The following is a 21,687-nucleotide window of genomic DNA, read 5'->3' on the forward strand; positions in this document are numbered from 1 at the left end:
TAATCTGTTTAATATGTTAGTTTCTGTTGTTGCCAAAGTTTATTATTACCTTGTTTATTTTTATTAACTCTACTCTTCCGAACTAAGTACCTTAATTTTTGTTGGTGGAATCTCAGAAATATGAATTCCTTTATCTGCCACTTTATTTATGATGGTCGATTCCATTTTTAATCGCATTAGTTTTGAACGACCATCAACAAATGCAGATCTTAATTCTTTTACCTCGTTATTGAGCTTCGCAATTTCATACACCTTTTTATCAGCACTATGAGAACTGGCAATCATTATGATGGCTAGAAATGAAATAAAAATGATGATGCGCCAATTTTTAAACGAATCATCACTGATTAGAAACTTACCTCTTAATATGCTGTAGATACTTTTCTTCATATTTTTTCAGCAATTCGAAGTTTTGCACTTCGCGCTCTATTGTTCATTTTTATTTCTGATTCTGATGACACAATTAAACCACCTACTTTTTTTAATGGCACTTCAAAATTCCCAAAGACATCGCGCTCAGGCTCTCCCTCAAACATTCCACTTCTTATAAAGCGTTTTACCAATCTATCTTCTAATGAGTGATAGGAAATAAAACTTAACCTTCCACCTTTTTTTAGAATCTCTGGCATTTGCAAAAGCAATTCTTTCAACACTTGGATTTCTTGATTGACCTCTATTCTAATAGCTTGATAGATTTGGGCTAAAACCTTATTCTCTTTTCTATGGTTAAGAAACTTCTTCAACACCAACTTTAACTGCTCACTTGTTTCAATCGGCTCAACTTTACGCTCTGAAACTATAACTCTTGCCATAGCTGGCGCTTGTCTTAACTCACCATATTGTAAAAGAACATCTCTTAGTTGTTCTTCCTCGTATTCATTGATGACCTCATATGCAGATAATTTGCTGTCCTGATTCATTCGCATATCAAGCTTCGCTTCAAATCGTGTTGAAAAACCACGTTCAGCAACATCAAACTGATGAGACGACACTCCAAAATCCGCCAACACGCCATCAACCTCCTTTACACCATAAAACCTCAAAAACCGTTTGATGTATCTAAAATTTTCATTGATAAGCACAAAACGACCATCATCAATTTTATTAGCTAAAGCATCTTTATCCTGATCGAAGGCATACAATTTTCCTTCATCACCTAACCTAGACAAGATTTCTCGACTGTGGCCACCACCACCAAATGTGACATCCACATAAACGCCATCTGGTTTTATATCTAAACCATCAACTGTTTCTTTGAGTAAAACTGCATTATGATACTCCATGGTCATCATCATCTTGTCCCATTACTTCCTCAGCTAAATCCGCAAAATCTGATGCTGCATCATCAATAGCTTGCTCGTATTTATTCTTATCCCAAATCTCAATGATATTTACAGCAGAAGCCAACACCACTTCTTTTGAAATCCCTGAAAAACCGATTAAATCTTTTGGGATCAACAAACGACCTGCACTATCAACCTCCACCACCTTTACACCTGCTGTAAAGCGTCTTATAAAGTCGTTGTTCTTTTTCTTAAAACGATTGAGTTTATTCACCTTAGTCATCAACGCATTCCATTCAGACATAGGATACAACTCCAAACACGGCTGAAACACCGCACGCTTAAGCACAAAACCATCCTGTAAAGCAGCAGACAATTGCTTTTTTAGCGCAGCAGGGACCATTAGCCTCCCTTTTGCATCTGCCTTACACTCGTATGTTCCAATAAATGAATTCAATACCCTTGATTTTCCACTTTAACGTTTAAGAATCAAATATATTGAAAAATTTACCACAATTTACCACAGACTCCCACTTTTGTTGATAAGTTTTGAATTTTGATATTTTTTAAAATCAAAAAGCCCAATAAAATCAATACACCAGAAGAAATTTTTGAAGTGGTGTTTATCAACAGATTAGAAACACAAATTTTGTTTTAGAGGTACCAAAATTTAGATTCAATTCAAGAATCACTTGATTAGTGTATGTATATTTTTTTTCATTTCTGTTTAAGTGATTTATAAATAAAAAAAATCATGTACTTTTGTTTTTAACACTAAGCACTAATGTTATAGATGACACACCTTTTAAAAAAAGAAAAGGATTATAGATATATTGAAGTAGGTGAAGGCACACCAATTATAGTGCTTCACGGTTTAATGGGAGGATTGAGTAATTTTGATGCTGTGACCCGTTTTTTTGGCAATAATGGCTACAAAATTATTATTCCAGAACTCCCAATATACACTATGTCTCTGTTAAAAACCAATGTTAAAAGTTTTGCCAATTACCTAAAAGACTTCATAGAATTTAAAGGTCTTGACAATGTTATCCTACTAGGAAATTCATTAGGTGGACACATTGGACTATACCATACTAAATTATATCCCAAAAAAATAAAAGCACTTGTTATTACAGGTAGTTCTGGCCTATACGAAAGTGCTATGGGTAGTGGTTATACAAAACGTAGCGACTATGAGGTCATAAAGAAAAAAGCCCAAGACGTTTTTTACGATCCTGCCGTAGCAACAAAAGAAATTGTGGATGAAGTTTACGAAACCGTAAATGATAGAAATAAGCTAATAAAAACCTTAGCCATTGCCAAAAGTGCTATAAGACACAATATGGCTAAAGACCTTCCAAAAATGCAAACACCAACTTGTATTATTTGGGGAAAAAATGATACCGTAACTCCACCTGAAGTTGCAGAAGAATTTCACGAGCTTTTACCAGATTCTGATTTATTTTGGATTGATAAGTGTGGACACGCAGCTATGATGGAACATCCTGAAGAATTCAATAAAATATTGAATGATTGGTTAGAATCAAGAGGTCTATAAAAAGAGGCTTCTACTCTCACAGAAATTATCATGAAGATAAAATCAGCTGAATTTGTAATGAGCAATTCTGATGTGGCAAAATGCCCTAAGAATCGTATTCCTGAATATGCATTTATAGGAAGAAGTAATGTTGGCAAGTCATCTTTAATCAACATGCTTACCGACAGAAAGAGCTTAGCAAAAACGTCGGGACGACCAGGAAAAACACAGCTTATTAATCATTTTATTATTAATGACAATTGGTATTTAGTGGACTTACCTGGCTATGGTTATGCCAGAGTTTCAAAAACTTCAAAAAAGAAGTTTCAGAAATTTATCACCAATTATTTTGAGCAAAGACAACAATTGGTTTCTGCTTTTGTTTTGGTTGATATTAGACACAAACCTCAAACTATAGATTTAGAGTTTATGCAATATTTGGGCGAAAATGGTATTCCGTTCGGAATTATTTTCACCAAAGCAGATAAGCTTAAACCTAACGCTATAGACAATCATGTTGAAGACTATTGCAAAGAATTGCTAAAAACCTGGGAAGAAGTACCTCCTTATTTTATTACTTCGTCTTCTAAAAAAATAGGTCAAGATGATGTTTTAGACTTCATTGAAGCGACAAACGAAGAAATTGAAGCTTTGAAAAACGAATAAGTTTCTAAGCCTTCACATCTAAAGCATCACGCAGAGCATTACCAACCAACATAAATGCCATCACCAAAAGCATAATGCAAATTCCCGGAATTAATGCTAAATATGGTTTACCTAGAATTATATAATTGTAGTGGTCTTTGATCATTGCTCCCCAACTTGCCATTGGTGGTTGTGCTCCTATTCCTAAAAAACTAAGTCCACTTTCAATAAGTATTGCAGCTGCAAAATTAGCTGCTGAAATCACAATTAAAGGCCCAAAAATATTAGGTAAAATATGTTTTGTTATAATTCTGTAATCTGTATAGCCTAAAGCCCTGGCAGCAGTAACATATTGCATCTCTTTAGCACTTATAATTTGTCCTCGCACCACTCTTGCCACTTCTACCCACATTGTTAATCCTACAGCTATAAACACCTGCCAAAAGCCCTTTCCTAAAGCCAAGGTAATTGCTATAACCAATAGCAGTGTTGGTATAGACCATGTTACATTAATAATCCACATGATTATTGCATCTACCTTACCACCATAGTAACCCGCTAGACTTCCCATTAAAAGCCCAACTACCAAAGAAATAAAAACCGCAATAAAACCAATAAAAAACGAAATACGCGACCCAATTAAAATACGGCTTAGATAGTCTCTTCCATATTTATCCGTACCAAAAATGAAACTTCGGTTTTCGATGTAAGATTTATAATCTGAATTCTGAAAACGATCTAAATTTATTTGCTTTTCTATGCCTTGGAGACCATCTGAAGCATATTCAACATAAGTCAGCATATTATCTTTTACCTCATAAGACTGAACAGGAATTTCCGTATCTGTATTCTGAGCTCCAAAAAAAAGTTTAGACAAGAAACTCTGTTCGGATTTAATACTCGATGGAAGCGTTAATATCTGAGCCTGAAATCCAGGAGGTTTTGAGTGAATAGACAAATGCATCTGGTTAGCATTCTTAGAAGCATCTGGAGCAAATACATAGGCAAAAACTGAGACCAAACCTATGCAAGCAATTATCCCTAAACTGAAAACGCCCCAAAAGTTCTTTTTAAACTTTTGAAGCGCTAAACTTGTTAATGAGTTGCGTTGATTTTTCATTTTCTAAAAACACCCCTAAAGTCCCGTCAAGGGGACAATCCTATGGATAAAGATTTAATTCTTTACTTCTGCTACTTTGTTTTTTATAGCGTAAGTCATTTTTAAATCATGTAATACATTTAATGCCTCCTCTATATAAACATCTTTAGCTAAACTTTGATGCCAACGATCACGCTTTTCTTTAAGTATAGAATCTTCATCCATCAATTCAACTTCATATGGTAATGAACTAAACGTTAAATTGGTTTTATACTCTGATAATTTTTCAAATCGTTTTGCCTCTTCTTCATTGAGCTCCATATCTTTTTTGTAATCTTCGTAATTTAAAGAGTAAATCTCTCGATCTCTTATTTTCTTCACCCATCTAGCATTAGCATCAATTAACTTTAGCTGCTCATTGGCCGCCATACGTGCTTTACTTTTTTCTATAGTAGTATCATAATCAAAATAATTAGCCCAAACATCATAATCTACAGCATCAATCTTATCCCATGGCAATGGATTTTCCTGATCCTTTTCACCTATGTCAATATAGCTATATCTGTCTGGTACTACTACATCACTTTTAACACCTTCTAGCTGGGTAGAACCACCATTTACTCGATAAAACTTCTGAGTCGTAAACTTTAAGGCTCCTAAATCTCCATTAGAATTATTACGAACCAAGCGGTTTAAATCCAACACATTCTGAACCGTTCCTTTTCCGTAAGTCTGCTTACTACCAATAACAATGGCACGTTTGTAATCTTGCATTGCAGCTGCTAAAATCTCAGAAGCCGAAGCCGATAATTCATTTACCAGTATTACTAAAGGACCATCCCAAACAATAGACTTGTCTCTGTCTTTCAACACCTCTTTTGGTTGACCTGTCTCTTTTACTTGCACCACAGGACCTTCTTCTATAAACAAACCTGCTATATCCACAACGGTTTGCAAAGAACCACCACCATTATTTCTTAAATCTAAGACCAGGCCTTCAACACCTTCTTGCTTTAATCTTATGATTTCTTGTTTGATATCTGAAGCCGCATTTCGCTTGTTATAATTTTCAAAATCTACATAAAACTTCGGAAGATTAATCACACCAAACTTTTTATCATCTTTTATTACAGTTGATGATTTTGCATAGGTTTCTTCTAACTCAACGATATCTCTGGTGATTGAAATATCTTCTATTGTGCCATCAACTTTCTTTAAAGTCAAAACCACTGTTGTTCCTTTTGGACCTTTTATCAGTTTAATGGCATCATCTAAACGCATCCCAACAATATTTACAGGCTTTTCTTCATTTGACTGGCGCACTTTTAAAATCTGATCACCAACCTCTAATTCATTTGCTCTCCATGCAGGACCTCCACTGATAATTTCGTTCACCATGATAGCGTCCATTTTCTTTTGCAATCTCGCTCCAATACCTTCAAAATTACCAGACATAGCTACATCAAAACGGTCTTTATCTTCTGGTGCAAAATAGAATGTGTGTGGGTCAAATTCCTCAACTATGGCATTAATGTATACCGCAAACCAGTCTTTACGTTGTCTATCATCAATAAAATCGTAAAGCTCATCTAGAGAACGCTTAGTCGCTTCTCTGGCCTCCTCTTCCAATTCTTTATCAGATTTATTTCTTATCTCACTTTTATTTTTTTTATCAGAAACCTCAGATCTATTTTCTAAATCATCCAATTCAGGTGTATCCTGAATACTACCGACAGAAAAATTTCTTTCACCTACCAAATCGTCATAATTAGCAATAGTTGAAAACTTAAGTTGTTGTCTCCAACGCTCTTTCATTTCACGCTTATTCTTTACATAATCTAACTTTTCGTAGTCAGCAGTATAGCTTTCATCTTTTGTGAAATCGAAAGGTTTTTCTAATATTTCAGCATAAATAGCTTTAGATTCTTCAATTCGTTTTAATAAACGCTCGTGAGTTAAATTGAAAAACGCCACATCGTAATCTTTAATCTGATCATCTAATTGCGTTTTAAAGGCTTCAAATTCCTTTATGTCCGATTCATAAAAATAACGTTTGAACGGATCTAACTGATTTAAATAATCTTCAAAAACATTTTCAGAAAAGCTATCATTTAAATCCTGAGGATTAAAATGTCCGTTATCTAAAACATAAGTAATTAATTGAATAAGTAATTTATCTTTATCTGGATTATCGTCAAACTTCTTACTAGTAAAGCTACATGAAGCAAAAGCAATTAAGAATGCTAACAATAAAAACTTATAATTCCCTCTCATCTTTCTAATTTTTCTAATTACACAAGTAGGTAATGATTATTTTCACTAAAATAGAAGAAAAAACCGTGCCATAAAAAATCACGGCACTAATTTTTTGTTAAAGGTACAAATACTTCTACTTCTTAAGGTTTTTAGTATTTTTACCCTACTTAAAATCTCAATTACGATATGGCAAAGCGTCCTTTAATTTTAGTAACTAATGATGATGGCATAACTGCACCTGGAATACGTACGCTAATCAGTATAATGAGCACAATTGGAGATGTCGTAGTTGTTGCACCTGATAGCCCTCAAAGCGCAATGGGACACGCTATTACTGTAAACTCAACACTTTACATAGAAAAGATAACTATTGATGGCAAACAACCCGAATACAGTTGCTCTGGCACACCTGCCGACTGTGTAAAATTAGCCGTTAGAGAGATTTTGGATCGCAAACCCGATATTTGTGTCTCTGGCATTAACCACGGCTCTAACTCTTCTATCAACGTGATTTATTCTGGAACAATGAGCGCTGCTTTAGAGGCTGGCATAGAAGGGATTCCTGCTATTGGTTTTTCGCTTTTAGACTATAACTGGAATGCCAATTTTGAACATTGTAAAACCTTTATTGAAACCATTACCAGACAGGTTTTAGAACATGGTTTACCAGATGGTGTGGTATTGAATGTTAACTTACCCAACCTTAACAAAAAAGACATAAAAGGCATTAAAGTTTGTAGACAAGCACGTGCCAATTGGGTTGAAGAATTTGACAAACGCGTAAACCCTATGGGTAGAGAATATTATTGGTTAGCCGGTAAATTTGTAAATATGGACAATGGCGAAGACACTGACGAATGGGCTTTAGAACATGGTTATGTCTCAATAGTTCCTGTTCAGTTTGATTTAACGGCTCATCACACCATTCAATCGTTGAACACTTGGAAGTTGAATTAATTATCTGAATAGAGTGACACTAACATCAACTAAAAATACAAACATGAATAAAGATATAATTATTGGATTTTTAGTTGGTATTATTGCTACATTCATAGGACTTCTGATAACTACATTAATTTTTGGGAATGGAGATAATTGGCTGCTGGTTTTAAAACAAAGTGCACAACGCAGTATTTTAACCAAAATGATAAGTCTTGGAGCTTTACCTAATCTGGCAATTTTCTTTTTCTTTCTAAGGAAGAAAAAAGACAATAGAGCTCAAGGTGTTCTCATAGCCACTATGTTAGTTTTTATAATAACGATGATTATTAAATTTTTTAATTAATAATGAAGTATTACATAATTGCAGGCGAAGCCTCTGGCGATTTACACGGATCTAACCTCATGAAAGCTTTGTTAAAAGAAGATGATAAAGCTGATATTCGTTTTTGGGGTGGAGATTTAATGCAAGCTGTAGGTGGTGAATTGGTAATGCACTACAAGGAGCGTCAGTTTATGGGTTTTGCGGAGGTGATTATGAATCTTAGAAAAATTTCTGGTCATATAAAATTCTGCAAAAAAGATATTGCACAGTTTCAACCAGATGTTATCATATTTATAGACAACTCTGGTTTTAACTTAAGAATTGCCAAATGGGCAAAAGAACAAAACTTTAGAACTCACTATTATATTTCTCCTCAGGTTTGGGCTTCGAGAGCAAGTCGTGTTGAAAAAATAAAGCGCGATGTTGATGCCATGTATTGCATCCTTCCTTTTGAAAAAGACTTTTACAAAACCTATGGCTATGATGTTCATTTTGTTGGTCATCCATTAATTGATGCCATTGCAGACCGACCACAAGTTGATGAAACTGAATTTAGAAAAACACATCAACTGAGTAATCAGCCCATTATTGCATTATTGCCAGGCAGTAGAAAACAAGAGATTACCAAAATGCTTGGTGTAATGCTTAGTCTGGTTGATGATTTTAAAGATTATCAATTTGTAATCGCAGGTGCTCCGAGTCAGGATTTCGAGTTTTACAAGACCTTTATTAAAAAGAACAACGTTAGTTTTATTTCTAATAAAACCTATGATCTACTGAGTATTTCTTATGCTGCTTTGGTAACTTCTGGCACTGCGACCTTAGAAACCGCATTATATAAAGTTCCGCAAGTTGTATGTTATAAAGCGAATGCCATATCGTATCATATTGCAAAACGAATTATAACCTTAAAGTTTATCTCGTTGGTCAACCTTATAATGGACCGCGAAGTGGTTACCGAATTAATACAAGGCGACCTCAACAAAAAGCGTTTAAAGCAGGAACTTAACACTATTTTAAATTCGGATAAAAGAGACCAATTATTTTTAGACTATTTTGAACTTGAAAAGAAGCTAGGCGGTAAAGGAGCAAGTGAAAAGGCCGCTAAACTTATTGTTGAATCTGTAAGCAGTAGACAGTAGACAGTATAAAAAATCTTATGAAAAAAATTTTATTACTTTTTTGTGTTATAACATTAACAACTAGTTGTAAAGCTAAGAAAACATATTCTTCTTCAAAGAAGCGACAAACCCATACTGTAAAAGTAAACCCAACCATTAAACCTACACAAGAAGGAGAAGCTATCGCTAGATATGCCAAAAAATTTAACGGTACACGTTACAAGTATGGTGGCACTACAAAACGTGGCATGGATTGTTCTGGATTAGTCTACACCACATTTAAAGATAATGACATCTCTGTTCCAAGAACTACTGGCAGCTTATCATCTCATGGAGATTGGATAGACCTTAAAGAGGTAAATGTGGGTGACTTAGTATTCTTTGCCACTAAAAAGAATAGCAGAAAAGTTAATCATGTAGGTATTGTAACCAATGTACGCACAGGTAATGTAGAGTTTATACATGCCTCTACAAGCAGAGGTGTTATGATTTCTTCTTTAGCAGAAAAATACTGGTATTTTGCCTTTGTTCAGGCAAGGCGCATACTTTAACATATACCTTATTTATTATCATTCTATTTATTAATAATTAAATAACAAAGTTTACGATAGAAATACTTTTTCTTAATAATGCATTCAAAATGTGTTAATACTGTCCGAGTAGTTTTGCTTCAATTAATTAACATAACTACCATGAAAACATTAAAACACATTACATTATTATTTACTTTTTGTTGCATAGTATCATGCAAAAGCGATGATGACAACAACAGTCAACCACAAAATTCAGTTGAGCTTTCGTCTCACTCTCAAACACCTGTTTTACTTAAATTAGAACCTGAATTCTCTGACGTAAACATTTACAATTTTTTATCTTCAGAAGACCAATTAGAAGACACACCAAACTTTGTTTACGGCTCTATGGCAGATGGTGCTGGTTTATTAAAAAATTCAGACAACACTTACACGCTTATAAACAACATTGAAGCAGATTATTCAATTGCTAGAATTACATTAGACGAAACTTTTAAACCCGTTGCTGGTGAATACATTTTAAATGCTGCAGCTACTGCTTCTACTGCACAATGCTCAGGTTCTTTAATCACTATGGAAGAGCACGGCTTTGGACCTCTATACCTTTCTGGTGGTGAATGGGGAGGAGCTTCTAAAGGTGTATTTGCAACAGACCCTTTCAAATCTCCAAACTCTGCATCTTCTGCATTAATGCTACCAGCTTGAGGACAATGGTCTACAGAAAATGCTGTTGTTATCGGTAAAGATGCTTATCCAAACAAAACCGTTGCTTTTATTGGAGATGATCACTCAGACAATACAGTACCTTCTGGACAGTTAGGTATGTATGTTGGTGATTTTGCTGACTTAAACGGTGGTCAGCTATACGGATTAAGAGTTACACAAGCTGGTATTAACTTTGAAATGGATATGCAAGAAGGTCAATCTTACCCAATTGATTTTGTTGCTTTAAACGAAACAAACATCGATTTATTAGATGCGGAAGCTAAAACTAAAGGAGTAATGGGCTTCTCTAGATTAGAAGACATCGATTGGAGAAGAGGTTCTGCTTCAAACAACAGAGAAATCTACTTCTGTGTAACAGGAAGACAAAAGCCAGACTTAGTTGGCAAAGGAACTACTTATGGTCGCGTTTATAAAGTTGTTTTAAATGAAAACGACCCAACTGCTGCTGGTACAATTACCTGTGTTTTAGATGGTGATTTACCAAACGGTATTGCCAAGGCTTTCCACAGTCCTGATAACATCTTAGTAACAGAAAACTATGCATACATTCAAGAAGATCCTAATGGATATTTTGATAATGCTGACAAAACCCACTACGCACGTTTATACCAATACAATCTTAACACTGGTGCGTTAAAAGTTGTTTTAGAATGTGACCAAGATGTAGCTGCAGCGCAAGGTTATGGAACAACTTCAGGAATATGGGAGATTACAGGTATGATAGATATTTCAGATGTGATTGGTGTAGATGAATCTTTTATTCTTATCACACAAAATCATGGTTGGGAGCCTGCTGATGGTTCTGCTTTTACAGACCCTAATGCCAACCCAGCAGCAGACAGTTCAAAAGAAGGAAGTATGTTATACGTACTACAAGGATTAGACAGATAAGATGAATATAAACATATTAAAAAAGGCATACATTTTATTGGTATGCCTTTTTGCTTTAAACTATAGTTGCAAAAACGACAAAGATTATACTGCAACAATTAAAAATGAAAAGGCTACTCCTCTAGCTCTTTTAGAAGACGACTTCAAAAACAAGTTAAACAAGTGCATTGTTGCTCTTGAAACACTTGAGAACGCAACAAATTTTGAAACTGCACTTTCTAGCTATAAAGACGCCAGAAATCATTTTAAGAGCATAGAACCAATTCTAGCATTTATAGACAAAAACAATTACATGTCTTTAAATGCCCCTAACATCTTAAAAATTGAAGAAGAAGATGCGACAGATATAAAAATCAGAAAACCATTCGGTTTTCAGGTTATAGAAGAAACTTTACATGAAGACCCCATAGACCTCAAATCTGTTGCAATAATTACAGAAAAAACCAAAAACAGATTAAAACTTATAGAACAAAACACACATATAAAACTCAAAGATTACCACATTATTTGGCTTATTAGAGATCAAATTGCTAGAATAGCCCTTACAGGTATCACAGGTTTTGATTCTCCTGTATTAGAAGCTTCTTTAACCGAAGCTCAGTTAGGTTATTTGACCATTGCCAATACTTTAACCTTATATGCTGAAAATTTTTCTAACAAAAACCTATTAGAACAATGGAATTCTGAAATTAAGGCCTCAACCAAAATGCTCAAAGGAGACTTTTATGAATTTGACAGATATACCTTCATTAAAAATCACACCCATCAACAATTAGAACTGCTTAATAAAACTGTGAAAGATTGGAATGTGGATTTTCCTTTTGAATTAGCCTTCAACAACAACATGTCTTCATTATTTTCTAATGACACTTTCAATATTGATTTTTTTGCAGACTACGTAGAAGTAGATTCTTTAAAACAAAAAAAACAGCAACTAGGAAAGGCACTTTTTAATGATAAAAAGCTATCAACTAACAAAACGATGAGCTGTGCGACTTGCCACAAACAAGAATTAGCTTTTACAGATGGTTTAAAGATTTTCCCAAAGCAAAAACGCAACACACCAACGCTAAGCTATGCTGCATTGCAACAAAGCTTTTTCTATGATGGCAGAACAGGTAATCTAGAAGGGCAAATAGTTGATGTGGTTAATAATGTTAACGAATTTCATAGCGACTTATCTAACTTACACGAAGTTATAAAAACCGATAGCACATATTTCAAAGCATTTAACCGATTATACTCTAATGGTGTTAATGACGCTAACATTAGAAATGCTATTGCTGTTTATGTTAGAAGTCTAAATAAATTCAATTCAAAATTTGACAATAACATCAATAACTTAGAGCAAACCATAACTGAATCTGAGATTAACGGATTTAATCTTTTTATGGGAAAGGCCAAATGTGCTACTTGTCATTTTGCACCTGTATTTAATGGTACTGTTCCACCAAATTTTACAGAAACTGAGTTTGAATTACTAGGAGTACCAAAGTCAACCAATTTACCTGCTGTTGCGGACACAGATTTAGGGAGGCACGATGTTTTTAAAACCGAACAGCGTAAGCACTTTTTTAAAACACCAACGGTTAGAAACATTTCTAAAACTGCGCCGTATATGCATAATGGTGCGTATAACGATTTAGAAACACTAATGGATTTTTACAATAACGGTGGTGGAGTAGGTCTTGGTTTGGAGTTTGAATACCAAACCTTGCCGCCAGATTCATTAAACTTACAACCAAAGGAAATAAAAGATATTATTGCTTTTATGAATAGCTTAGAAGACAAACAACCTAAATCATAAATAAGAAACAGACTACAAATTTTATTATATTAGTAACTAATAATCATGAAGTTACTAAATTTTACCATAATAAAACTTACAATTTGTCTAACTCTAGGCATTTGTATTGCTCATTATTTTAAACCAAATTTTAGTATAGCCATTTACCTATCCTTAGGGTTAATGGCTTTACTTTTTATCTACTATTTAGGTCTAAAACAAAAAGCCAATCGTTCACCCTATTTTGCTATACTTGCCTACTGTTGCATGGTAAGTCTTGGAATTAACGCTTATAACATCCAAAACGAAAAACTACAGCCACAACATTACACAAATTTAAAATTTGAGGAATATCCTATTTTAAAATTCAAAATCAAAGAGCGTCTAAAACCAGATCTGTATAACGATAAATATATTGTCTCATTGATCTCAGCCAATAAGAGTGAAGCTTCAGGACAACTACTTATCAATATTAAAAGAGATTCAATATCTGGCACTTTACCTGTTGATGCTATTATCTATACCAAATCAGATTTAAAAGATATTCAAAAACCTTTAAATCCACATCAATTTGATTACAGCAAATATTTAGAACTACGACAAGTTTACAGTCAAATTTATCTTCAACACAATCAATTCTTAATACTTTCAAACCAATCTACAACTATTTATGGTTATGCTGACCAACTGAGATCAACAATCAATAGTGGGCTTATTAAATCTGGTTTTGAGGATGATGTGTTAAGCATCATCAACGCACTGCTCTTAGGACAAAGACAAACTATAGATAAAAGTATTTATAACAACTATGTAAACTCTGGCACTATTCATATTCTAGCAGTATCGGGCTTGCATGTTGGGATTATATTACTAATTCTCAATTTTATTTTTAAACCATTACTTCTTCTAAAGCATGGACGAATCATAAGACCTCTAATTATTGTTACACTACTTTGGTTATTTGCAATAGTTGCAGGCTTATCACCTTCGGTTACAAGAGCAGCTACTATGTTTAGTATTATAAGCATAGCCATGCATCTAAAACGGCCAACAAATATTTACAACACCTTAGCTATTTCAGCATTCTTTATTTTAATTATTAAGCCAACATTTTTATTTGAAGTAGGTTTTCAGATGAGTTATTTAGCCGTTTTAGGAATCGTGAGTATTCAGCCTATTTTATATAAACTCTGGCAACCCAAATATTGGATTTTTGATATGCCTTGGCAAATTTTAACTGTTACAATTGCCGCTCAAATAGGTGTATTACCAATTAGTTTGTTCTATTTTCATCAGTTTCCGGGATTGTTTTTTATATCTAACCTTGTAGTTATTCCGTTTTTAGAAGCAATTCTTGGCTTAGGTCTTTTGGTAATTGTGATGACTTTAATTGGGTATATTCCTAAACCTATAGTTCAAATTTATAGTTTTATAATTCAATTATTAAACAAGTTTGTTGCTTGGGTCGCTCAATTTGAAGCCTTTTTGTTTAGAGACATACCTTTTACTATAATTCAGGTATTGTGTACATATATTATAATTGTTAGCACGGTTCAGATTTATAAATTTAAAACTTTTAAATGGGCAGCAATATGTCTTATTGGTATCATTTGCCTGCAAGGCACTTACATTTATAACAAGTTTCAAAATCAAGATGAAGCCTTTATTGTCTTTAACAAAAGTCGCTTTTCTATGATAGGACATAAAGAGAATGACAAACTTGAGGTTCATCATAATTTGGATGATTCAAAACTTCGAAATGACAACGTTATTAAGAATTATAAAGTTGGGGAATTTATTGACGATGTAGCCTTATCAAACCTGCAAGACATATATCAATTTAAAAACAAAACATTATTAGTTATAGACAGTTTGGGTATTTATAAAAACGTGTCTTTTCAACCCCATTTTGTTTTACTTCGTAACTCTCCAAAAGTGAATCTTAATAGAGTTATTGATAGCTTAAAACCACAACACATTATTGCAGATGCCAGTAATTATAAGTCTTACATAAAACGTTGGCAAGCCACTTGTAGACATAAAAAAATCCCTTTCCATTACACCAATGAAAAGGGAGCTTTTATTGTTGAATAATTCTTACAAACCTATTCCTTAAAAGTAGGCTCAAAGTTTTTATAATACTCATTAAACTTCTCTTGCGTGGTCATTTCTTTATGCTTATCTGTTTTAAACATCTTTAAGTACAACTCTATTTGACGTGGTTTTAAGTATCCGGAAATTGGCGCTATGTAATCTCCATTTTCATCAAAAAATACCATTGTTGGATATGCTCTTACATTAAGAAAACGTGTTAACTCATGCGCACTATTACGTCTATTTGCTTTGGTAGCATCATATCTTGGATTGGTGTACGTTTTGTCTTTGTAAGTCACAGAATCATTCCCTTCACCATTAAATTTTACTGCATAAAAATGTTCGTTAACATAATCTACAACATCCTCGTTATGAAAGGTATATTTATCAAGCATTTTACATGGACCACACCAATTGGTGTATACATCCATTATGATCTTTTTAGGCTCTTTTTCCTGAAGCTTAATAGCTTCTTCTAAAGTCATCCAATTTATCTCTTTTTCAGAAGTTTCACTAGCATTTTGAAACGACACTAGTGTTCCAAAAGCTACAAAGGTTATAAGTAGTTTTATTTTTTTCATAACTAATTTGTTGCAAATCTTATACCGAACTTACAAAAAATGCCCCTAAAGCGGAGCATTTTCTATTATTTTTAACGGTAATGTTAACGTACTCCGTGCATTAATTTCTTTAATAATGGATGTAATGCGAATGACACTAAACCTAATCCTATTGGCACTACTGTGAATATTAAAAAGAAGTAAGATAGACCATCCTCTTTTGTAATCTTTTCAATATCACCTCCTACATAATGTGCCATTTTATTACCAATAGCAATAGCCAGATAATAAACCCCAAACATAAAGGCTACCATTCTAGCAGGCACTAATTTACTTAAATAAGATAGTCCCATCGGTGATAAACATAACTCACCAAGTGTATGAAACAAATAGGCAAGAACTAACCAAACCATACTTAATTTGGCAGTTTCAGCACCTAAAGGTACGTTTCTTGTAGCAAAAGCTAACAAACCAAATCCAACAGCCATTATAATTAGGCCTAAACCATATTTCACGGATGCTGGCGGATTGTATTTACTATCCCACCACTTTGTAAATAAAGGAGCAAAAACAATAATGAATAATGAATTTAAAATAGCAAACCATGTAATCTCAACTTCTTTTGCTTCTGCACTAAAGTTGATGTATAGCTTATAAATTACTAAAGCCCAAATAATGACAAAACTTATTGCCAGCACAATATTTGAAAAACCTATTCTACTAAATGTTTTTCTAAAAAGACTCAACAACACATAGGTTATAATTCCTATGGGTACTATTGTAACAATTGCATCAATAATCTTAAATAATGAAGCTGCATTCCCCTCTAATACTCTATCCGTAAAATCTCTAGTATAAATAGGCAAGGAACCTGCCGCTTGTTCAAAAGCAGCCCAGAAGAAAATTGTAAAAATACAGAAGATTGTAAAAGCAATCATTCTGTCTCTAACAACTCTTTCGTAACGAGGAATCCTAACAACAAGAATGACAATAAAGAGAATTGCTGCTAACAATGCAAAGAATAACGAATCTGTCATCCCAGCCACAGTAAAATTAAGCGTATTGATATCTCCTATTTTACTTAGAGGATCGTTAACGATAAAGATAAGCGCCGAAATAATAAAAACCCCAATTAACAAATAATCTACAGTTATAAAGTGATTTAATTTACCACTAATTTTTTCTTTTGAAGTTTCAACATCTTCAGACAAAGTATCAATGATACCTTTCTTTTCATTTTGAGGCTTAGCACCTACATCCCCAAATAATGGTTGTGCATAATAGAACTGAATCATCCCTAAAAACATAAAAATTCCTGCTAATCCAAACCCATAACTCCATCCTACATTTTCACCTAGCCAACCACAGAGCATAATCCCCAAAAATGCTCCTGCATTTACTCCCATATAAAAAATGTTATAAGCACCATCTTTTTTCTCATCATGGCCTTCGTACATTTTGGAAATAATTGATGTCATGTTCGGTTTAAAGAAACCATTTCCTAATATTAATAATGAAATACCTATGTAAAGAAATGTTGGTGTTTCTATCGCCATAGAGGCATGACCAAGTGTCATTAGCAAGGCACCAATAACAACAGCCATACGATAACCAATCTTGTTATCAGCTAACCAACCACCAACAATAGGAGTTAAATACACAAACATGGCATAAGTACCTAAAAGCGATAATGCTGCAGGCTTATCCCAGCCCCAACCTGGATTGTCACCAACCAAAGCACCTGTTAAAAAAATAACCAATATTGCACGCATTCCATAATACGAAAAACGCTCCCACATTTCTGTAAAGAACAGTACAAACAGACCAGCTGGATGTCCCATCACTTTAGTTTCGAAAAAATTTTCGGATGAATTACTCATAAATCTTAAAGTATTTAGTTAGTAGAGAAAACCTTAGAAGATAAACTCCTAAGGTTTATTTAGTATATTTTCTTAATTATCTGCTAATTCAAAGCCTTCAGTTTCTTCATGCTTTAAATCTCTTTCTTGATCTTCAACCCCATGAGTTAAGCGTTTTAGAGGTTTCAAAATTGAAATAAACAGACCTCCTATGATAACTGTAAATATCAAGATACCCATAAAGATAGTCTTTTCACCATAATCAGTAGCAGACTCACCTACTATTCCAGCAACTTTATTACCTAAACCTGTAGCAGCAAAGTAAACACCCATCATTAATGACGCATACTTAACCGGAGCTAACTTTGTTATAAAAGAAAGGGCTACTGGAGAAATACATAACTCTCCAATTGTATGAAATAAGTATGCTAAAACTAACCATAACATACTTGAAGAACCAGATTTTTCAAATTCCATAGCCGCAAAAACCATGAATAAAAAACCGAATCCCATTATTATAATACCTAAAGCCATTTTAAATAAAGAAGATGCTTCTTTACCTTTTAATTTTCTTTTTGCCCAGTAGCCTGCTACTATAGTAGCAAATATAATTATAAAACCTGCATTTAAACTTTGAAACATAACGGTTGGAACTTCCCAACCAAACAACATTCTATCTGTATTCGTTTCTGTGTATAAATTCATTAATCCTCCAGCTTGCTCAAATGCTCCCCAAAAAATAATCACCATTATAAACGAAAGCAACAATACAAGAAATCTATCTTTATAAGTTTTTGAGTCAAGTTCTTTGTAAATCATCATTAGTAATGCTGTAATTCCAGTTAAGAATAAGAATAACAAACCATAACCCCAGCCTAAAAAGTACCATCCTACAGCAGATAAACCAACTAAAATCATAGCAATTACTAATTGGGTAGAAGATTTAAAAAGTTTTGAGTAGAGTTTACTATAAGATATTTCTTCTGGATCATCCTGTGATGGTGGTATATAATCACCTACTTCTTTCAGATATTTTTGACCATAGATGTAGTTAATCAGTCCTAAAACCATCACTATTCCAGCAAGACCAAAACCAGCATGCCAACCCCATTCAGCAACAACAAGACCAACTATTAAGGTAGCTAATAGTGAACCTAAGTTTATTCCGATGTAAAAAATACTAAACCCCTTGTCTCGTCTTATATCTCCTTCTTTATATAAACCACCAACCATTGTTGATATATTAGGTTTTAGTAACCCTACACCTAAAATTACTAAACCAAGCCCTGTATAAAAAGCCCATATATCTGTAAGTACAAGAACTCCATGTCCTAAACAGAGAATTATTGCACCAACTAATACTGCCTTTTTCTGACCTATTAACTTATCAGCAATCATACCTCCGGGAATAGACATAACATAAACAAGCATTGTATACCAACCATAAAGCGCAAGAGCCTCTTTGCTTGTCCATCCTAAACCTGCACCTCGATCATCCCCAATTGTAGCTGTCGTCATGTATAATACCAATAATGCTCTCATCCCATAGTAGGAAAACCTTTCCCACATTTCGGTTAAGAATAAAATGTATAATCCTACTGGGTGCCCAAATAGTTCTTTTTGATGTGGTTGTTTAATTGCTGTTGACATATAATTTGTATTAGTTAGTTTTTTTGTTAGTTAGCCTTTAATCTTTGATGTTTCCTTTTCTTCTTTATTTGACTCTTTAATTTTGTCACCTAAAGTCTTATGGATAAAATTCGTCATCTTTTTGTACAAATGTAACCTGGTGTTACCTCCGTAAATACCATGGTTTTTATCCGGATAAATCATCCATTCAAATTGCTTATCGGCTTGTATTAAAGCTTCAACCATACGCATGGTGTTTTGCACATGTACGTTATCATCTCCTGTTCCGTGAATTATCAAGAAATCTCCTTTTAATTTATCTACATGATTAATTGGTGAGTTATCGTCATAACCACTTGGGTTTTCATCTGGAGTAGTCATGTAACGCTCTGTATAGATGGTATCATAGAATCTCCAACTCGTCACAGGTGCTACTGCTATTGCCATTTTAAAGACATCATTACCTTTAAATAAAGCATTACTACTCATAAAGCCTCCATAACTCCAACCCCAAATTCCGATACGTGAGGCATCAATATATGGCAGTTCTCCTAATTTTTTAGCAACTTCGATTTGATCTTCAACCTCATATTTACCCAATTCATTCTGGGTTACTTTTTTAAAGTCTGCTCCTTTAAAACCTGTTCCTCTTCCATCAATACAAACCACAATATACCCTTGTTGTGCCAGCATCTGATACCAATAGTCATTAGCACCATTCCAACGGTTGGCTACTTGCTGAGAACCTGGGCCAGAGTATTGATACATAAATAGTGGATACTGCTTATTTTCATCAAAATCTGCAGGTTTAATCATCCACATATTTAAGTCGTTACCATTAACATTTATGGTGCTAAACTCCTTTTTAGAGGTCACATAGTCGCCTACTTTTTGAGCTAACTTATCATTATCTTTTATACCTTTTACAAGGTTGCCATTTTTAGAATCGTGCAATGTGTACTCATAAGGTGTGGTGGCACTAGAATGTGTATTGATAAAATATGTGAAATCTGCACTAAAGGACGCGCTGTTGGTACCTTCGGTTTTTGTTAAGCGGTTTTTGTTTTTACCATTTAACTTTACAGAATATACATCTCTATTAATTGAACCATTTTCTGTAGACTGGTAGTAAATAGTATTTGCCTTTTCATTAAAACCATAATAATCAGTCACTTCCCAGTCACCATCTGTAACCTGATTAATTAACTTTCCGTTTTTATCATAATGATAAATATGATTATATCCATCCTTTTCACTCGTCCATATAAAGCTATTATCCTTTAGAAACGTTAGGTTGAACGTAACATCGATATAGGCATCGTCTTTTTCTTCAAGAACTAAATCGTAATCCATAGTTTTAGTGTTTATAAACCATAAATCCAATTCGTTTTGATGACGATTCATGTATTGTGCACTTAAAACATTGGCATCGTTTGTCCACTTTAGTCTTGGGATATAAAAATCTTCGTAAGCTTTATCTACTTTTAATTCTTGAAGCTTTTTAGTTTGTAAATCGTATAAATGTAGAGATACTTTTGAATTTTTTTCTCCTGCTTTAGGGTATTTAAAAACCTGTTGCGTTTGGTACAAACCAGAGCCATAAACATCCATTGAAAACTCAGGAACTTCAGATTCATCAAAACGAATAAACGCTATTAAATTACTATCTGCATTCCAATCAAAAGCTCTTACAAAACTAAACTCTTCTTCGTAGACCCAATCTGTTATCCCATTGATAATTTTATTTTTTTCACCATCAAAAGCTATCTGTGTAACATTACCAGATTTTAAGTCCTTAACATATAAATTGTTTTCAAAACCGTAAGCAATCTTGGTACCATCTGGAGATAAAGTTGGCTCTTGCAATAATTGATCTGCAACTTTGGTTAGCTGTTTAGTTTTAAAATCATAAACATAATATTCACCTAAAGAAGATCTTCTATATACAGGAATTTCATTTGTAGTTAATATTACTTTAGACTCATCTTTGCTAAACGTATAATCAAAAAAACCTTGTATCTCTGGTATATCGTTAGAAGACACTAAGGTTTTTACCTTTTCTAAAGTTTGGTAGTCGTAAATATCTATAGTTGTAGTACCATTCTGCCTATTATAATTTAAAACGGAATATTGTTTGCCGTTTTTCATGGAGTGTAAGGCTTGCATCCCTTCTGTTCTAAAAGCTCCACTCCAAATTTCTTCGAGGGTAATTTGTTTATCCTGACTGTAAATCAACGTAGTAGTTAGGAATCCAATAATAGCTACGAAGTATCTCAATTTCATATCAATCTTTTTTCAATAAAGCAATGCCAAGTTTACTAAAAAATATGCAAAAATCGGGCATTATTAACAGTAAATCGGCAATAATAGTGGAATAGGCACACATTTTATGCCAATCCTAAGT

At 33.8% G+C, this 21,687-nt stretch carries 18 protein-coding genes and 1 pseudogene; 10 read left to right on the forward strand and 9 right to left on the reverse strand.

The annotated features are described in order from the left end of the window. Window positions 1–69: 69 nt before the first annotated feature. From MST30_RS03140 to mraZ, 3 genes are read right to left on the reverse strand one after another with little or no spacing between them, the layout of a single operon-like run. On the reverse strand, window positions 70–390 hold the full coding sequence (locus tag MST30_RS03140) for an FtsL-like putative cell division protein (protein WP_243472958.1): 321 nt from the start codon (window positions 388–390) through the stop codon (window positions 70–72). After that, the gene (rsmH, locus tag MST30_RS03145) at window positions 387–1,283 is read right to left on the reverse strand and encodes a 16S rRNA (cytosine(1402)-N(4))-methyltransferase RsmH (RefSeq protein WP_243472959.1); all 897 of its coding nucleotides are present in this window, start codon (window positions 1,281–1,283) and stop codon (window positions 387–389) included. Before rsmH ends, MST30_RS03140 begins: the two co-directional genes overlap by 4 nt. Continuing rightward, window positions 1,270–1,740, reverse strand: a complete 471-nt coding sequence (gene mraZ / locus MST30_RS03150; protein ID WP_243472960.1) for a division/cell wall cluster transcriptional repressor MraZ — start codon at window positions 1,738–1,740, stop codon at window positions 1,270–1,272. Before mraZ ends, rsmH begins: the two co-directional genes overlap by 14 nt. A 336-nt stretch (window positions 1,741–2,076) precedes the next feature. Here mraZ and MST30_RS03155 point away from each other — a divergent pair, with 336 nt between their 5' ends. Beyond that, window positions 2,077–2,841, forward strand: coding sequence for an alpha/beta fold hydrolase (locus MST30_RS03155; RefSeq protein ID WP_243472961.1), 765 nt, complete (start codon window positions 2,077–2,079; stop codon window positions 2,839–2,841). A 30-nt stretch (window positions 2,842–2,871) separates the two neighbouring features. Beyond that, window positions 2,872–3,486, forward strand: a complete 615-nt coding sequence (gene yihA / locus MST30_RS03160) for a ribosome biogenesis GTP-binding protein YihA/YsxC (RefSeq protein ID WP_243472962.1) — start codon at window positions 2,872–2,874, stop codon at window positions 3,484–3,486. 4 nt (window positions 3,487–3,490) lie between these two features. Here the strand turns inward: yihA and MST30_RS03165 are convergent, their stop codons facing one another. Then, window positions 3,491–4,585 carry an ABC transporter permease gene (locus MST30_RS03165; protein ID WP_243472963.1) on the reverse strand — a complete coding sequence of 365 codons (1,095 nt, stop codon included), beginning with the start codon at window positions 4,583–4,585 and terminating at the stop codon, window positions 3,491–3,493. 54 nt (window positions 4,586–4,639) lie between these two features. After that, a complete protein-coding gene (locus MST30_RS03170; protein ID WP_243472964.1) occupies window positions 4,640–6,838 on the reverse strand; it encodes a carboxy terminal-processing peptidase in 2,199 nt (732 codons plus the stop codon). 168 nt (window positions 6,839–7,006) lie between these two features. On the opposite strand from MST30_RS03170, the gene surE reads away from it, so the two are divergent. The 8 genes and pseudogenes from surE to MST30_RS03210 all read left to right on the forward strand — a co-directional run bounded on the left by surE (window position 7,007) and on the right by MST30_RS03210 (window position 15,235). Beyond that, window positions 7,007–7,777, forward strand: coding sequence for a 5'/3'-nucleotidase SurE (gene surE, locus MST30_RS03175; protein ID WP_243472965.1), 771 nt, complete (start codon window positions 7,007–7,009; stop codon window positions 7,775–7,777). A 43-nt stretch (window positions 7,778–7,820) separates the two neighbouring features. Beyond that, window positions 7,821–8,105, forward strand: a complete 285-nt coding sequence (locus MST30_RS03180; RefSeq protein WP_243472966.1) for a hypothetical protein — start codon at window positions 7,821–7,823, stop codon at window positions 8,103–8,105. A 2-nt stretch (window positions 8,106–8,107) separates the two neighbouring features. After that, the gene (gene lpxB / locus MST30_RS03185) at window positions 8,108–9,226 is read left to right on the forward strand and encodes a lipid-A-disaccharide synthase (protein WP_243472967.1); all 1,119 of its coding nucleotides are present in this window, start codon (window positions 8,108–8,110) and stop codon (window positions 9,224–9,226) included. A 17-nt stretch (window positions 9,227–9,243) separates the two neighbouring features. Continuing rightward, complete coding sequence (locus MST30_RS03190) at window positions 9,244–9,756, forward strand: C40 family peptidase (RefSeq protein ID WP_243472968.1); 513 nt, start codon at window positions 9,244–9,246, stop codon at window positions 9,754–9,756. A gap of 141 nt (window positions 9,757–9,897) precedes the next feature. Continuing rightward, on the forward strand, window positions 9,898–10,443 hold the full coding sequence (locus MST30_RS03195; RefSeq protein ID WP_243472969.1) for a hypothetical protein: 546 nt from the start codon (window positions 9,898–9,900) through the stop codon (window positions 10,441–10,443). Between the two features lie 12 nt (window positions 10,444–10,455). After that, window positions 10,456–11,355: pseudogene (locus MST30_RS03200) on the forward strand (alkaline phosphatase PhoX); the annotation flags it as partial. Window position 11,356: 1 nt separating this feature from the next. Then, complete coding sequence (locus MST30_RS03205) at window positions 11,357–13,162, forward strand: cytochrome-c peroxidase (protein WP_243472970.1); 1,806 nt, start codon at window positions 11,357–11,359, stop codon at window positions 13,160–13,162. Between the two features lie 45 nt (window positions 13,163–13,207). Continuing rightward, window positions 13,208–15,235: a ComEC/Rec2 family competence protein gene (locus MST30_RS03210; RefSeq protein ID WP_243472971.1), complete on the forward strand. Its 2,028-nt coding sequence runs from the start codon at window positions 13,208–13,210 to the stop codon at window positions 15,233–15,235. An 11-nt stretch (window positions 15,236–15,246) separates the two neighbouring features. Here MST30_RS03210 and MST30_RS03215 read toward each other — a convergent pair whose 3' ends face one another. The 4 genes from MST30_RS03215 to MST30_RS03230 all read right to left on the reverse strand — a co-directional run bounded on the left by MST30_RS03215 (window position 15,247) and on the right by MST30_RS03230 (window position 21,566). Then, entirely contained in the window at window positions 15,247–15,816 is a 570-nt protein-coding gene (locus tag MST30_RS03215; RefSeq protein ID WP_243472972.1) for a thioredoxin family protein, read from the reverse strand. A gap of 83 nt (window positions 15,817–15,899) precedes the next feature. Continuing rightward, window positions 15,900–17,675, reverse strand: coding sequence for a peptide MFS transporter (locus tag MST30_RS03220; protein ID WP_243472973.1), 1,776 nt, complete (start codon window positions 17,673–17,675; stop codon window positions 15,900–15,902). A gap of 72 nt (window positions 17,676–17,747) precedes the next feature. Then, window positions 17,748–19,304: a peptide MFS transporter gene (locus tag MST30_RS03225; protein ID WP_243472974.1), complete on the reverse strand. Its 1,557-nt coding sequence runs from the start codon at window positions 19,302–19,304 to the stop codon at window positions 17,748–17,750. Window positions 19,305–19,334: 30 nt separating this feature from the next. Further along, window positions 19,335–21,566, reverse strand: a complete 2,232-nt coding sequence (locus MST30_RS03230; protein WP_243472975.1) for a S9 family peptidase — start codon at window positions 21,564–21,566, stop codon at window positions 19,335–19,337. Window positions 21,567–21,687 lie beyond the last annotated feature (121 nt).

The organism is Winogradskyella sp. MH6, from assembly GCF_022810765.1.
Classification (GTDB): domain Bacteria; phylum Bacteroidota; class Bacteroidia; order Flavobacteriales; family Flavobacteriaceae; genus Winogradskyella.

What these genes read in the sequence shown, in the direction of transcription:
- MST30_RS03140 (WP_243472958.1), bottom strand. Translation starts at nt 390, where the DNA reads ATGAAGAAAAGTATCTACAGCATATTAAGAGGTAAGTTTCTAATCAGT.
- rsmH (WP_243472959.1), bottom strand. Translation starts at nt 1,283, where the DNA reads ATGGAGTATCATAATGCAGTTTTACTCAAAGAAACAGTTGATGGTTTA.
- MST30_RS03155 (WP_243472961.1), top strand. Translation starts at nt 2,077, where the DNA reads ATGACACACCTTTTAAAAAAAGAAAAGGATTATAGATATATTGAAGTA.
- yihA (WP_243472962.1), top strand. Translation starts at nt 2,872, where the DNA reads ATGAAGATAAAATCAGCTGAATTTGTAATGAGCAATTCTGATGTGGCA.
- MST30_RS03165 (WP_243472963.1), bottom strand. Translation starts at nt 4,585, where the DNA reads ATGAAAAATCAACGCAACTCATTAACAAGTTTAGCGCTTCAAAAGTTT.
- MST30_RS03170 (WP_243472964.1), bottom strand. Translation starts at nt 6,838, where the DNA reads ATGAGAGGGAATTATAAGTTTTTATTGTTAGCATTCTTAATTGCTTTT.
- surE (WP_243472965.1), top strand. Translation starts at nt 7,007, where the DNA reads ATGGCAAAGCGTCCTTTAATTTTAGTAACTAATGATGATGGCATAACT.
- MST30_RS03180 (WP_243472966.1), top strand. Translation starts at nt 7,821, where the DNA reads ATGAATAAAGATATAATTATTGGATTTTTAGTTGGTATTATTGCTACA.
- lpxB (WP_243472967.1), top strand. Translation starts at nt 8,108, where the DNA reads ATGAAGTATTACATAATTGCAGGCGAAGCCTCTGGCGATTTACACGGA.
- MST30_RS03190 (WP_243472968.1), top strand. Translation starts at nt 9,244, where the DNA reads ATGAAAAAAATTTTATTACTTTTTTGTGTTATAACATTAACAACTAGT.
- MST30_RS03195 (WP_243472969.1), top strand. Translation starts at nt 9,898, where the DNA reads ATGAAAACATTAAAACACATTACATTATTATTTACTTTTTGTTGCATA.
- MST30_RS03205 (WP_243472970.1), top strand. Translation starts at nt 11,357, where the DNA reads ATGAATATAAACATATTAAAAAAGGCATACATTTTATTGGTATGCCTT.
- MST30_RS03210 (WP_243472971.1), top strand. Translation starts at nt 13,208, where the DNA reads ATGAAGTTACTAAATTTTACCATAATAAAACTTACAATTTGTCTAACT.
- MST30_RS03215 (WP_243472972.1), bottom strand. Translation starts at nt 15,816, where the DNA reads ATGAAAAAAATAAAACTACTTATAACCTTTGTAGCTTTTGGAACACTA.
- MST30_RS03220 (WP_243472973.1), bottom strand. Translation starts at nt 17,675, where the DNA reads ATGAGTAATTCATCCGAAAATTTTTTCGAAACTAAAGTGATGGGACAT.
- MST30_RS03225 (WP_243472974.1), bottom strand. Translation starts at nt 19,304, where the DNA reads ATGTCAACAGCAATTAAACAACCACATCAAAAAGAACTATTTGGGCAC.
- MST30_RS03230 (WP_243472975.1), bottom strand. Translation starts at nt 21,566, where the DNA reads ATGAAATTGAGATACTTCGTAGCTATTATTGGATTCCTAACTACTACG.